The organism is Streptomyces morookaense, from assembly GCF_013030945.1.
In the GTDB taxonomy this organism is placed as follows: domain Bacteria; phylum Actinomycetota; class Actinomycetes; order Streptomycetales; family Streptomycetaceae; genus Streptomyces; species Streptomyces morookaensis.
Window position 1 is genome coordinate 1 of sequence record NZ_JABBXF010000058.1, and the last position, 13663, is coordinate 13663.

At 74.2% G+C, this 13663-nt stretch carries 10 protein-coding genes and 1 pseudogene; 6 read left to right on the forward strand and 5 right to left on the reverse strand.

Annotated elements, in window-relative coordinates; all coding sequences use genetic code 11:
• On the reverse strand, positions 1-4960 hold a 4960-nt coding region (locus HG542_RS23225; RefSeq protein ID WP_171084540.1), incomplete at its 3' end, for a type I polyketide synthase.
• A 199-nt stretch (positions 4961-5159) separates the two neighbouring features.
• Here HG542_RS23225 and HG542_RS23230 point away from each other — a divergent pair.
• Positions 5160-6188, forward strand: a complete 1029-nt coding sequence (locus tag HG542_RS23230) for a 3-oxoacyl-ACP synthase III family protein (RefSeq protein WP_171084542.1) — start codon at positions 5160-5162, stop codon at positions 6186-6188.
• Here the strand turns inward: HG542_RS23230 and HG542_RS23235 are convergent.
• Entirely contained in the window at positions 6183-7787 is a 1605-nt protein-coding gene (locus HG542_RS23235) for an adenosine deaminase family protein (protein ID WP_229922894.1), read from the reverse strand. The two genes, HG542_RS23230 and HG542_RS23235, sit on opposite strands and share 6 nt — an antisense overlap.
• An 80-nt stretch (positions 7788-7867) precedes the next feature.
• Complete coding sequence (locus HG542_RS23240; protein WP_171084543.1) at positions 7868-8584, reverse strand: TNT domain-containing protein; 717 nt, start codon at positions 8582-8584, stop codon at positions 7868-7870.
• 239 nt (positions 8585-8823) lie between these two features.
• Here HG542_RS23240 and HG542_RS35365 point away from each other — a divergent pair.
• Both HG542_RS35365 and HG542_RS35370 read left to right on the forward strand, forming a co-directional pair.
• A pseudogene (locus tag HG542_RS35365) lies at positions 8824-9141 on the forward strand (AAA family ATPase); the annotation flags it as partial.
• Between the two features lie 99 nt (positions 9142-9240).
• Positions 9241-9762: a phosphatase domain-containing protein gene (locus tag HG542_RS35370; protein WP_438816703.1), complete on the forward strand. Its 522-nt coding sequence runs from the start codon at positions 9241-9243 to the stop codon at positions 9760-9762.
• Positions 9763-9780: 18 nt separating this feature from the next.
• Here the strand turns inward: HG542_RS35370 and HG542_RS23250 are convergent, their stop codons facing one another.
• Together HG542_RS23250 and HG542_RS23255 are read right to left on the reverse strand one after the other, a co-directional pair.
• On the reverse strand, positions 9781-11160 hold the full coding sequence (locus HG542_RS23250; protein WP_229922895.1) for a carboxylesterase/lipase family protein: 1380 nt from the start codon (positions 11158-11160) through the stop codon (positions 9781-9783).
• A gap of 164 nt (positions 11161-11324) precedes the next feature.
• Positions 11325-12050 (reverse strand): HisA/HisF-related TIM barrel protein, encoded by a 726-nt coding sequence (locus HG542_RS23255; protein ID WP_171084549.1) that lies wholly within the window; start codon positions 12048-12050, stop codon positions 11325-11327.
• Positions 12051-12232: 182 nt separating this feature from the next.
• Between HG542_RS23255 and HG542_RS23260 the strand changes: the two genes are divergently transcribed.
• Genes HG542_RS23260 through HG542_RS23270 form a run of 3 tightly spaced genes read left to right on the forward strand, consistent with a single transcriptional unit; the run spans position 12233 to position 13622 of the window.
• A complete protein-coding gene (locus HG542_RS23260) occupies positions 12233-12829 on the forward strand; it encodes a TetR/AcrR family transcriptional regulator (RefSeq protein ID WP_171084550.1) in 597 nt (198 codons plus the stop codon).
• Between the two features lie 14 nt (positions 12830-12843).
• Positions 12844-13245: a PRD domain-containing protein gene (locus HG542_RS23265; protein WP_171084551.1), complete on the forward strand. Its 402-nt coding sequence runs from the start codon at positions 12844-12846 to the stop codon at positions 13243-13245.
• A complete protein-coding gene (locus tag HG542_RS23270) occupies positions 13242-13622 on the forward strand; it encodes a DUF2620 family protein (protein ID WP_171084552.1) in 381 nt (126 codons plus the stop codon). Before HG542_RS23265 ends, HG542_RS23270 begins: the two co-directional genes overlap by 4 nt.
• The last annotated feature ends 41 nt before the right edge of the window (positions 13623-13663 follow it).

Genomic DNA, 13663 nt, shown 5'->3' on the forward strand with positions numbered 1-13663 from the left:
GCCGGGTGACCAGCCACACCTGCGGGCTGGTTGCCTCGGTCCGTTCGGCGCAGGCGGCGGCCAGGGTCCGCAGGACGGCTGCGCGGTGCGTCGTGCGGGCGACGGCGTCTTCGGTTCCGTCGGGTGCGCTCAACAGGAGGACGACGCCGCCGGGTTCGGCGGGCAGGGCGGTGGCCCAGGCGGAGGTGTCGTCGGGGGCGGTGATGGTCTCCGCGGTGCCCAGGAGGTCGGCGAGCGCCTGTGCGGCGGGGATTTCGTCGGCCGTCTCGGCGGCGACGGTCCAGGCGGTGCCCGGTTCCGGGGCGGGCGGGCCGGGTTCGGCGGCGGGGAGGCGGCCGGCGGCGGCCAGGAGGACGGTGCGGTCGTCGGTGCCGGTCTGTACGGTGCCGGTGAAGCCGCACTGCTCCAGGAGCGGCAGCCACCGGTCCCGGGGCAGCAGCACGGTGTCGGGGCGCAGGGTGCGGTCGTGGCGCTGCCAGAACTCCTCGGTGCCGCCGAGGAGGAGGGCCCCGTGCTGGGCGTCGTGCGACTCGACGGCGAGCAGGTGTCCGCCGGGGGCGAGCAGGGTGCGCACGCGGCCGAGCATGCCGGCGAGGTCGGCGGCGGTGTGCAGGGCGTCGTCGGCGACGACCAGGTCGAATCCGCCGTCGCAGAGGCCCTGGGCCGTGGGGTCGGTGTCCGGGTCGAGGGTGCGGAGGTCGACGAAGTCGTGGGCGGCGAAACGGTGTCCGGCGGCGGCGAGGGCGGTTTCGGACCTGTCGGTGCAGGTGTAGCGGGTGCGGTCGGGCGGCAGCAGGGACAGCAGGGCCTCGGTGAGGGCGTGGGGTGCGGTGCCGAGTTCGAGGACGCGCAGGGGGCGGTCCTCCGGCCAGTGGCGGACGATCTCGCGGAGCAGGGTCCGGGCGACACGGTGGGTGAAGCGGCGGGCGGGCGCGGCCGCGTACATCTGCTCGTACGTCGTGGCGCCGGTCTCCAGGAGTTCCCGGGTGCCCGGGGTGTCGCGCAGGACGGCGGGCAGGTGCCGCAGGTGTGCGTTGAGGTGGAGGGTTTCGGCGACGAAGGCCGGGTGGTCCTCCACCAGGGACTTGAGGGACGCGTCGGGGCGGGGTCCGGTGCCGGTGAGCTGCCAGCGGATTCCGTCGGCGGGCCGGGCCAGTCCGTGCCGGGCGAGGAGCGGGAGCATCAGCAGCACCAGCCGCCGGTGGCGTGGCTGCAGTCCGCCGTGGAGGAGGTCGGGGAGGGAGAACGGGGCGGAGGGGTCGTCGAGCAGTCCGGCGAGGGCCGCGGCCCAGCAGTGGGCGGCGGTCTCGTCGGCGGCGGCCCGGAAGCGGTCGTGGCCGGTGTCCTGCAGGGCGTCGTGCAGCCGGTCGATCCGTTCGCGGACGGCGTCGGCCAGGACGGCGGGGGGCGGCAGCGGGGAGGGGGCGGCCGGGACCGCGGGGTGCGGGGCGGCGCGCAGGACGGTGTGCTGGACGGTCAGCGGGGTCCGGTCGGTGTTGTGTGCGCGGCGGGTGCGGAACCCTTCGATCTCCGCGGTGACGGTGCCGTCGGTGTCGGCGTAGGCGACGTCCCAGCAGAACTCGGTCTCGGTGTGGCTGCGCCGGTGCAGGTGGACGACGCCGTGCGGGGAGGGTGTGCGCCATACCCTGACCGAGTCGAAGGTCGACGGCAGGTAGGCGCGGCCGGCCCGCATGTGCTGTTCGACGAGGGCGACGGTGGCCTGGAAGGGGCCGTCGAGCAGGACGGGGTGGACGGTGTAGGCCTCGGCCGGGTGCCCGTTGCGGTACTCGGCCAGCAACTCGGTCTCGCCGACGTGCAGTTGGTGCAGGAGCTGGAAGGCGGGGCCGACGTCGAGGCCGACACTGTGGCAGGTCGTGTAGAAGTCGGGTCCGTCGACGGTGCGGGGGCAGCGGGCGCGGATCGCTGCGGGGTCGATGGGGGCGGGGGCGGTGCCGAGCAGGGTGCGGGCCTGGGCGCGGACGACGGGGTGGCAGGCGGTGCCGCGGCCCTCGCTGCTGCTGATGGTGATCGCGCCGTCCTCGGGGGTGACGGCGGTCTGCAGGCGGGCGGTGCCGGGGTCGGGCCAGGCGATGGGGAGCGGGCTGGCGATGCCCAGGTGCCGTACCTCCACGGGCCGGTCCAGTGCGCGGCGTCCGGCGGACAGTGCCATCTCGACGTACGCGGCGGCGGGCATGAGCACGGCTCCGGCGATCCTGTGGTCGCCGAGCCAGGGCACCAGTTGGGGCTCGACGGCGCCTTCCCACAGCGGGTGCGGTCCGGGGAGGCGTTCGCCGAGGAGGGGGTGGTCGAGCAGTCCGGTGCCGCTGGTGCGCAGGACCAGGTCCTGGGGGGTGCCGATCCAGTGGCGTTCGCGCTGCCAGGGGTAGGCGGGGAGGTCGGTGACCCGGCCCGGGCGGGGGAAGTGGGTCCGCCGGTCGACGGCCGCGCCCGCGGCGAGCAGGGCGGCGACGGCGGCGGTGGTCTCGTGCGGGCCGTCGCCGTCACGGCGCAGGGTGGGGATGTACGTGGCGCCGGTGCGCTGCAGGTAGGGGCGCAGCACGGGGTGCGGGCCGATCTCGACGAGGATGCCGGCGTGGCCGTCGAGGATGCGGGTGACGGCTTCGTGGAAACGGACCGGTTCGCGGACGTTGCGCCACCAGTAGTCGGCGGTCAGGGCCTCGCCGGGCAGTTCCGTGCCGGTGACGGTGGAGAGGAAGGGGATGCGGGCGGGGGCGGGTTCCAGTCCGGCCAGTGCGGTGCGCAGGGGGCCGGCGACGGCGTCCATGGCGGGGCTGTGGAAGGCGTAGTCGAGGTCGAGTTCGCGGAAGAAGACGTCCCGAGCCGTGAGTTCGGCGCCGAGGGCGGCCAGGGCCTGCGGGTCGCCTGCGACGGTGACGGCGCGGTCGCTGTTGATTCCGGCGATCTCCAACGCGTCCGCGTAGGGGACGAGTTCCTCCCGGGCCGCGTCCTCGGACAGGCCGACGGCGGCCATCCGTCCGGTGCCCGCGGTGGTGCCCTGGGTGCGGCTGCGTTCGGCGATCACGCGGGCGGCCTGCTGCAGGGTGAGGGCCCCGGCGGCGTGGGCGGCGGCCACTTCGCCGACGCTGTGCCCGGTGACGGCGGCCGGGTGCAGTCCATGGGCGGCCAGCACGGCCACCAGGCCCGTCTGCACGGCGAACAGGGCGGGTTGGGCGATCTCGGTGCGCCGCCAGCGGGCCGCTTCCGGCTCGGCCAGCTCCTCTGCCACCGACCAGCCGAGGTGCGGGGCGAGGGCGGCGTCGGCCTCTTCGAGGGCCGCGCGGAAGACCGGGTCGGCGGCCAGGAGGTCGGCGGCCATGCCGGGCCACTGGGAGGCGTTGCCGGAGAAGACGTAGGCCACCGTGTCCCGTTCGGCCTTGCGGGCCGTGGCTCCGTGGGCGGGTGCGTCGGTGAAGAGCCCGTCGAGCCGGTCGGCGGCCTCGTGGGGCCCGTCGGCCAGGACGGCGGCGCGGTGCGGGTGGGCGCTGCGGCGCAGGGTGGTGGTGTGGGCGAGGTCGTAGAAGTCCTCGGGCGGCGTCTCCCGCAGGTGTGCGGCGAGCCGCGCGGCCAGTTCGCGCAGGGCCTTGGCCGAGCGGGCGGAGATCACGACGGGCAGCGGGCCGGCCGGGGGCTCCTCGCGGCGGGGCGGGGCGGGTGGTGCGGTGAGGACGGCGTGGGCGTTGGCTCCGCCGAAGCCGAAGGAGTTGACGCCCACGGCCGGCCGTTCCGGGCGCGGGAGTTCGAGGGGTTCGACGGTGGGTGCGAGGCCGAGTCCGGTGAAGTCGATGGCGGGGTTGAGGGTGCGGGCGTGCAGGGTGGCGGGGGCGATGCCGTGCCGGAGGACGAGCACGGCCTTGAACAGGCTCGGCATGGCGGAGGCCGGTTCGAGGTGGCCCAGGTTGGACTTGACGGAGCCGATCGGGAGCGGGCCCACGGTCCGGCGCCGGCCGAGGGCCTGTCCGATGGCCTGTGCCTCGGCCGGGTCGCCGGCCGGGGTTCCGGTGCCGTGGGCCTCGAAGTACACGAGCTCGTCCGGGTCCACCCGGGCCTGCTCGTACACGCTGCGCAGAAGTGCTTCCTGGATGCGGGAGTTCGGCAGGGCCATGCCGCGGGTGCGGCCGTCGCAGTTGGTGCCGGTGCCGAGGATCACCGCGTGGATGCGGTCGCCGTCGGCCTGGGCATCGGCGAGCCGTTTCAGGACGACCACTCCCCCGCCCTCGGCCCGGACGAAGCCGTCGGCCTCGGCGGAGAAGGCGGCGCACCGGCCCCGGGGCGAGAGCATGCCCGCGTGCGAGAAGCCTGCGAAGGAGTACGGGCTGTTGAGCACATTGATGCCGCCGGCGAGGGCGGTGCGGCTGGTGCCGTCGAGCAGGGTGCGGCAGGCGCGGTCGAGGGCCACCAGTGCGGAGGAGCAGGCGGTGTCGACGATCATGCTGGGGCCGTGCAGGTCGAAGCAGTAGGAAACACGGTTGGCGGCGATGGACAGGGTGGAACCGCTCATCGTGTAGGGGTTGGCGTACTCCTCGATCGTGCCCTGGGTCGTGCCGTAGGCCGGGTCGGAGACCCCGATGCAGACGCAGGTGTCCGAGCCGGCCAGCGACTCGGCGGGGATTCCGGCGTCGTCGAGGGCTTCCGCGGCCATTTCCAGCACCAGCCGCTGCTGCGGGTCCATGGCCTCGGCCTCTTTCGGGGCGATGCCGAAGTAGGCGGCGTCGAAGCCGGCCACGTCGTCGAGGAAGCCGCCGGCCGCCGTGTAGCTCCGGCAGGCGCGCAGGCCTCCGGGGTCGACGAAGCGGGCCTTGTCGAACCGGTCCGGCGGGATCTCGCCGACCACGTCCCTGCCGTCGGACAGGGCGTCCCACAGCCCCCGCAGATCCGAGATCCCCCCGGGCAGCCGGCAGCCGACGCCCACGACGGCCACCGCACGGTCGTTGCACTCCATCGTCGGCCCCCGTCCGCTTCCCCAACGCGGCCTGTCCCGGCGCAGGTTCCATCCCTACCCCGGTGCGGGGCCGGTCAACGTGGACGGAACGGGCCGATTGTGCGGTGATCTCCCTCGATAATGCGGAAAACATGGGCACTTGGTGGTTGTTCTCCGGCGGCGGGGTCCCGCCCGGAGGCCGCCGTCGTACGGTTTTGTCGTGCCGTCTTCCTGCCGTGCCCGGCTGCTGTCGAACGCCGTACACCTGCCGCCGCAGTACCGGACGATGGAGCAGATCCGGGCGGGCATGATCGCGGCGGGGAGTCCCTTCGTCCCCCCGCCCGGAGCGCTGGAGAACCTCACCGGCGTCCGGGGCGTGTACGTCAAGGCCGGTGACGTGCAGGCGTCCGACCTCGCCGTGGCGGCCGCCGCCGAGGCGCTGGACATGGCGGGGACGAGCATCCACGAGGTGGACCTGCTGCTGTTCGCCTCCACGTCGCAGGACCTCGTCGAACCCGCCACCGCGCACATCGTGGCGGCCAAACTCGGTGCCCTCTGCCCGGTGTTCGACGTGAAGAACGCCTGCAACAGCGTCCTCAACGCCGTGGAGACGGCGGCGGCCTTCATCGAGACCGGCCGGCACCGCACCGTGCTGATCGCCTGCGGGGAGACGACGACACTCACCACCCGCTGGCACGCGCCCGACCAGGAGACGTTCATGCGTCACCTGCCCGGCTACACCGTCTCCGACGCCGGCGCCGCTCTCCTCCTGACCGCCGGGCCGGCCGGCCCGGACGATCCCGGAGTGCTGTACGCGATGTTCGCCGCCGACTCCTCCGCCTGGGAGGCGTGCACGGTGAAGTCCGGCGGCTCGATGTATCCGCGCTCTCTGAGCGACGACCACTACTGCCTGCGGCTCAACGAGAACCAGCTGTCCCGGACGGGCCACGAGATGGCCCGTCTGGTGCTGACGCACGCGTCGCAGGAGATGGCCATGGTGCGCGAGAGCGCGTTCGTCGCCGTCCACCAGATCTCCATGCCGCAGTTCCGCGAGGCCTGTGCCCTGCTCGGGCTGCCGGAGAGCCGCTTCCTGGCCACGGTGGACCGCTACGGCAACGCCGCGTCCGCGTCCCTGCCGCTGCAACTGGCCCTGGCGCAGCGGTCCGACCGTGTCATGCCCGGCGACGTCGTCGCCCTCATCGGGCTGGCCAGCGGGTTCAGCATGGGGCTCGTCCTGATCCGGCTATGAGCGCGCCGCCGCGTAGGGGCGCTCGAAGGCGGTGAAGGCCTTCTCCTGCCGCCATTCCGCCTGTGCCTTGGGGCTCGCGGCCAGCAGGCGCGCGCACCCGGCGGAAGGGTGCCGGTCCCCCGGGAGGTCGCGGGCGCACTGCGGGACGGGCGTGAAGCCGTCGCGGCTCGTCCACAGGCTCCGGCCGGGCAGGAACGCGTACTCCAGGGAGGTACGGGCCAGGTCCTTGAGGGTGCGGTAGTCCAGGCCGTAGGTCGTCGTGGCCCTCTGGTACTCGGTGGTGATGTCGCTGCGCGAGACGCCCTCGTCGTCGGTGGCGAGGGCGACGGGCACGTGATGGGCGCGGTAGAAGGCGAACGGGTGCCTGCTGCCGGAGACGTCGAGGATCTGGTCGTTGCTGGTCAGTGGCACCTCCACCAGTACGTGCCGGTCGGCCAGCGTGCGTTGCAGGTCTTCCGGGTCGTCCTCCCAGCGGGCGTCGACACCGTGGCCGATGCGCTCGGCGTGGCCGGTGAGCACCGCCTGGCGGATGTGGAAGCGGAGGTCCTCGGGCTGCACGAGGCCCGGCGCGAGTTCACCGGCGTGCAGGGTGATGTGTGTGGCGGGGTACCGCGCGTGGAGGCTTTCCAGCATGCGCATGTGCAGGTCGTAGTCGCGCAGTGCGACGGGGCCGTCCTCGGGTGCCACGAGGTTGACGGACACGAACCGCTCGTCCTGCCGGGTCAGTTCGAAGCCGAGCAGCAGCTGGGCGAAGACCTGGGCGGGCGGGGCGGAACGTTCGACCTGGGTGATGAAGCGGACGGGCAGTGCGCAGCCGGGGTGCGGTGCGGAGGTGTTGCAGCGTGAAGCGGTGCGGAATGCGGCCATCGCCCGGTCCGTCTGCTTCCTGGTGCGCTCCACCAGCCGGTGCAGGCCGTCGCCGGCCGTCATCCGCTCCAGCAGGCGTTCCGGGGAGTCGCCGGGGCGGGCCGTGCGGGCCAGGGCGGCCACGTCGTCCTCGTCGGGGGAGACCATGGTCTCCAGGTAGAACTGGTGCTGCGCGGCGGCCTTGTCCGCCACCTCGCTCAGCATCTCGCCGGTGTGGCCGGCCGTCGCCGCCTCGAACTTTCCGAACGTGGCGAAGAAATGATCGTGCCCGGTTTCGCGGCCGGGCACGAAGTCCTGCATGGACCAGGCCCGGAGGATCCGGCGGCGGAACTCCCGGTCGCGGCCGGCATCGGAGGCCGGACGGGCGCCGGGCGCGCACGGGGGCCGGACGGCGCGCAGCGAGCCCTCTTCGATGCAGAGGCCGTCGTGCGCGGCGAAGCCCATCAGCAGCTCGGTGGAGGCGGCGCCGCTGAGGTGGTTGTGCAGGTCCGCGCCCTTGGGCATGTCGTGCAGGAAGGCCCGCAGCCTGTCCCGGTCCCCGCGGATGCGGTCCAGGTGGGCGGCCGTGGCCGCGGTCGGATCCGTCGCGGATGCGGCGGCGGCCGGCTCGGCCGCCCCGCCGGCCAGCAGGGCACTGGTGCACATCACGGCTGCCATCGCCGTGCGCAGCCGTCGCCGGCGGCGGCCGGCGGGCGAACGGCCTGTTCGGGCCCGGTGGTTGGCGAGGGTCACCCGTCCTCCTGACGGCAGTTGCAGAGTGGTGATGCGGACGTCACTGTACGAGTCGCGGCGAGGGCGCGATCTCGTGCGCGTCAGCCGAGGCGGCCGACGAGTTCGTCGGCTCGTGGGCTCCGTCGATGCGGAGGCGTCTTGCCCTTGCGGCCGGGGGTGACCTCGGCCAGGACCTTGGCCGCGATCAGGTCGCGGACGGGCTTGTCGAGTTTGATCTGGGTCCCGCCGCCGGGCTGTCCGAACCATGCGGCGATCGAGCCCTGCAACCCGGTGAAGGATGCGCCCGGAAGCAGTTTGTAGACGTGGTAGTTGCAGGCGGCACCGTACGTTCCGTCGTCGTTCCGGTATGTGTGCAGATTCGACGGCGGTATGGACCGCTGTCGATAGGACGCGGGCGCGGACTCGGCGTCCGGTGAGACGAAGGTGCCCGTGGCCGCGCCGAATCGGTCGACGTAGACCTCGTGCCGGGCGTCGTAGGTCACGGTGACGCGGTGCGGGGTGCCGGCGAAACCGTCGTTGCCGGGATAGCGCCAGTCCCAGTTATCGTCTTTCCATTCGTCCAGGAATTCCTTGGCGCTGTCGGCTCCCCCGAGCTTGTCGTAGCCCGTGACGAGCAGGCCCACGGGAGCCGCGACCGGCAGCTTGTCCGGGCCGAGGGACCAGTCGCCGTGGTCGGCCACCGCGCACTCCGGGGCCGGTGCCGGTGCCGCGGGCGCGGCCTGTGCCGTGCCCGACAGGGCCGGGCCCGCGAGCAGCGCCGCGCATACGGCGACCGATATCCGGACGGTGCCCTTCACTCCGGCCTCCTGATGCCACGCCAGGGCCCACGGACCGCAGGCCTCCCACTAGGTGCAATAGCCACGGAACTTAGCAGCGGGGCGGATCCGGCAGGGAGAAATTGCGCCACCACCGGCTCGGGCATTCCGCACCCCAGGTGGCCCGATCTCGCCGCGTACGATGAGCGACGACGCCGAAGGGAGCCGCCGTGCCCGAGCCGAACGAAGCAGGCGCTGCCCGGACGGAGCTCGTGGTGCTGGTGGGACTGCAGGCCTCGGGCAAGTCCACCTTCTACGCCCGGACGTTCGCCGGTACGCACGCCCTCGTCAGCAAGGACCTCTTCCGCGGGGCCAGACACCGGCAGCGCCGCCAGATGCGGCTGGTCGACGAGGCATTGGCCCAGGGTGTGCCGGTGGTGGTCGACAACACCAACCCCTCGCCCGTCGAATGGGATCCGCTGGTCGCGGCAGCGCGCTCGCACGGCGTCCCGGTCGTCGCGTACTGGTTCCCGCCGGATCTGATCGGTTCACTGCTGCGCAACGCCGTGCGCGAGGGCCGGGCCAAGGTGCCCGAAGTCGGCCTCTGCGCAACCCTGAAGAGGCTGCGCCGGCCGCGGACGGCGGACGGCTTCGACGCGGTGCACGAGGTGCGGCTCGACGGGCACGGCGGATTCCTGGTGCGCCCGGCGGAGGAGCCGTCGCCTGAAGTCACGGGCCCCCGGCCGCGAGCGGTGGTGGTGTTCGATCTGGACGGCACGCTGGCCGACGTCCGGCACCGGCTGCATCTGGTACGGGCCCGCCCCCGCGACTGGGACGCCTTCTTCGCCGCCGCCCCCGCCGACCCGCCGCTGGCCGAGGGCGTCCGGCTCGCACTGGCCTGCGCCCGGCAGTGCCGCCTCGCGTACGTCACCGGCCGCCCGGAGAGCTGCCGGCGCGCGACGGAGGAGTGGCTGGCCCGGCAGGGCCTGCCCGCCGGCCCGCTGCTGATGCGCCGGGACGGCGACCGCAGGCCGGCCCGTACGGTCAAGCCCGAACTGCTGCGCTCGCTGGCGCAGGAGCAGTGCGTGACCGCCGTGGTGGACGACGACGAACAGGTCTGCGCCGCCTACGAGGCCGCGGGATTCCGGGTGTTGCACGCGCCGTGGATGGAGCCGCAGCCGCTCCTGGAGTACGTCCAGGAGCGCGAGGGCCGTACATGAGGGCGCGTGCGGCCCGGCTCAGGGCCGTGCGGTCCCGAACTCCCTGACGTCCGCCGGCGTGCGGTACGGCCGCCAGGGGGCGAGGCCCGGTCCGTTGGGCGAGCCGGTGGCGGCGAAGGCCGCGAGCGCGCCGCCGAAGGCGCGGGCCAGGGCGTGGTCGCCGGGGTCCACGGCGCCGAGCATCGGGGCGTCGGGGTAGGCGTCGAACGTGCCGTGGAGGAAGGGGAGTTCGGCGCAGTGCGTGGCTCCGAGCCCGAGCGGGTCGGGGGCCGGCCGCCGGGTGAAGCGGTAGACGTGGGCGGGGAGGCCCTGGCGGGCGCGGGCGGTGGCGATCGCGGTGACGCCGCGCTGGAAGACGCGGTCGCCTGCCCGGTCGGCGAGCCGGGTGGCCGGGGCGGCGGGGCCGAGCGCGTGGAAGGCGGTCATCTCGTCGCCGGTCGTGCCGAGCAGCAGGTCCTTGTCGTCGAGCGCGCCCGCGGCGACGGCCCGGCGCCAGGGGTGGGGGTGGCCGGGGCCGCCGAGCACCGGGTACATCACGGGGGCGATGCTGCCGGGGCGGGCCCGTTCGGCGGCCAGCCGGCGGTGGGCGGCGAGCAGGCGTTCGACGGGGAGTTCCCGCAGGGCCGGGCCGGGGTCCGTTCCGGTGATGCCGAGGAGGTGCAGATAATCGCGGGCGGTTGCGGCGGCCTCGGCCGGGTCCTGCGGCGGGAGGCCCCACGGGCCGCTCTGCGCGATCACCCGCCGCACCAGGTCACGGGTCCGCGGGTCGATGGCGAGGGAGAAGGCCGAGTGGGCGCCGGCGGACTGGCCGCCGGCCGTCACCGCGTCGGGGTCGCCGCCGAAGCCCGCGATGTTCTCCCGGACCCAGCCGAGCACCGCGGCCTGGTCCTGGGAACCGAGGTTGCCCGCACCGATCTCGGGGAGGTACAGGTAACCGAGCGGGCCCAGGCGGTAGTTGGCGGTGACCACGACGATCCGCCCGAGCGCGGCGAGCCGTGCGCCGTCGTACCAGTCCCAGCCGCCGGAGCCGCTGCTGAAGCCGCCGCCGTGGAACCACACCAGCACCGGCAGTCCGGCTCCGCCGTGCAGCGCCCCGGCCGGGGTCCAGACGTTGAGGGTCAGGCAGCCGTCCTCGTCCCAGTCCGGCACGCGGGGCCCCATGACCGCCTCCAGGCGGGACGGGCCCTGCGGCGCGGACGGCCCGGCGTGGGCCGCGTCCCGGACGCCGCTCCAGCCCGGGTGCCGTGCCGGGGGCGCGAAGCGCAGCGCGCCGACCGGGGAGGCCGCGTACGGGATGCCCCGGAACGCCGCGACCCCGCCTTCCGCCGTTCCCCGCACCCGGCCCCGGCCGGTCGCCACCACCGGCCGCTGCACACAGTCCTGTTCGTCCGACGTCACTTCCGGTCTCCCTCTCCTCGCCGTTTTCTCCGGACAGGCCCTGTCTACGCCCGGCATGCCGGGTGCGGCCAACCGCGGCGGGGAGCGGGGGAAAGTGTGTCACCGGCGGGGCCTGTTGTTGCGGATGTGTGCCAACCTGCTCCGCGAACCCGGCCTCGGAGGCGTCAGAGGGCGAGGGCCTCGGGGAGGGACAGTGCCCCGGTGTACAGGGCGCGGCCGACGACCGCGCCTGTCACCCCGTGCGGGGCGAGCGCGGCGACGGCCCGCAGGTCGTCGAGACCGCGGATGCCGCCGGCGGCGAGGACCGGCATGGCGGTGCGGGCGCAGACGTCCCGGAAGAGGGAGAGGTTGGGGCCCGTCAGCATGCCTTCCCTGCTGATGTCGGTGACCAGGCACCGCGCGCAGCCGGCCCCGTCCAGCCGGCCGATGACCGGCCACAGGTCGCCGACGTCCCCGGCTCCGCCGTCGGTTGCCACGCGGGGGCCCTGCGGTGTCGTACGGACCAGGGTGCTGACCCCGATGCGGTCGCCGTGCCGGGCGACGGCCGCCGCGCACCAGTCCAGGTCGGTCAGTGCGGCGCTGCCCAGGTTCAGCCGGGCGCAGCCGGTGCGCAGGGCACGGCGCAGGGTGCCGTCGTCGGTCACGGAGCAGAACAGCGCCTGGACGCCGATGCGGAGGCTGCCGGCGATGCGCGTGACCGTGGCGAGGTCCGCCTCGTCGAGGTGGTCCGACACCGCGACGAGGTGGACCCAGGACGCGCCCTGGCGCTGGAACTTCAGGGCCACGGCGAGCGGGTCCGTCTCCACCGCCTCCGGCACCACCTGGTCCTCGACCAGGTGGACGACCTTTCCCCCGTCGATGTGGACCGACGGGAACACCGTCAACGACAAGACCGCCTCCTTCGCCGCAGCCCCGGACCGGGTGAACAGCATGACCGCGGGGGCCGCGTCTGTACACCACGGCCGTGCACCACGGTGGCGGTCGCGCTCCCCCGCCGCGGCCGTCGGGACCGGAATCCCGGGTACGGTACGGGCGTACAGCACCGCTTTCCCGGACCACAGGAGCGCCCAGCATGGCCGCCGACCAGCCCGCCCGGCGCCGCCGCGACCCCGCCCGGCGGATCGAGGAGATCGCCGCGGCCACGGAGCGGGTCATCGCCGCCCGCGGCATCGAGGGCCTGACCCACCGCGCGGTCGCCGAGGCGGCCGACGTGCCGCTCGGGGCGACCACCTACCACTTCGCCACCAAGGACGACCTCATCCAGGCCGCGCTGCAACGCGCCTACGACCGATACGCCGCCGCCCTCGAGGAATGGGCGGCCCAGCGGCCGCAGTTGACCGCGACCCAGCTGACCGTCCTGCTCACCGACACCCTCATGGGCTGCTTCGGTTCCCAGCGCGACCAGCAGGTCGTCCAGTTCGAGCTCTACCTCGCCGCCCTGCGGCGCCCCGCCCTGCGGCCGCTCGCGGACCGGTACGCCGAGACCACGGCCGGTCTCCTGCTGGCCTACGTCGACCCCGTCACCGCGCAGGCCGCCACGGCCGCGCTGCACGGCCTCACGCTGCGCGGGCTGGCCGGCACCCGGCTCCCCACGCGCGGCGAGGTCGAGGATGTCCTCGGGCGTATCCTCACCCCCAACCCCGCGCTCGTGGGGGCCACGACCGGCTGACCGGAGGCGGGCAGGTGGACGAACGGCTGGCGCAGCGGGTCCGTATGTTCCGCGAGGGCGGCCATGTCCCGCTTCCCGTCGTGGAGTTCGTCGTGAAGGAGCTCCACGCGCTGGCGGCCGCGGGGCGGTGTGTCACGGAGGATACGGCCGGCATGCTGACGAGTCATCTGATGATGGCGCTGACCCGCCTGGCCACCGGCCGGCCGGCCGGGCAGTGTGTCCCGGACGCGCAGGTGACGGCCGAGCTGAGGGCGTATCCCGAGGCCGTGTCCGAAGCGCGGGCCGTGGCGGCCCGCGCGCGTGCGGAGCTGGGGACGGCGCTGCCGGAGGCGGAGATCGGTTTTCTGGGGCTGCACCTGGCCGTTCTGGCACAGCGCACCTGCGCGACGACGGCGGAGAGCGAGGGGAGCGTATGACGAGGATCCTCACCGGCGGCCTCGGCAGGACCGACGTCGCGCGCATCGTGCAGCAGCTCGGCCTGGACGGCATCGATGTCGCCGAGTCCGACGACATGGGCGCGGCCGTGGAGCTCCGCTCCGGGCGGGCCGACTGCTACCTCGGCACGTGCCACACCGGGGCCGGGGCCTCCCTGGGCGTGCTCGTGGGCGTGCTGGGCAGCGACGCCTGCCACACCTTCGGCCGCGCCGTTCCGCAGGAGAACCAGGTCGCGGCGCTGCTCGCCGCAGGCGTCAAGGTCTTCGGCTTCGCGGTCGACCGCATCGAGGCCGTGACGCCCGTCATCGTCCGCGCGGTGGCAGGTGCGCATGGGGCACCGGGTTTGCGGGCACCGTAACGGCAGGCGCCACAACGGCCGTTGACGTCCTCTGGCGCATC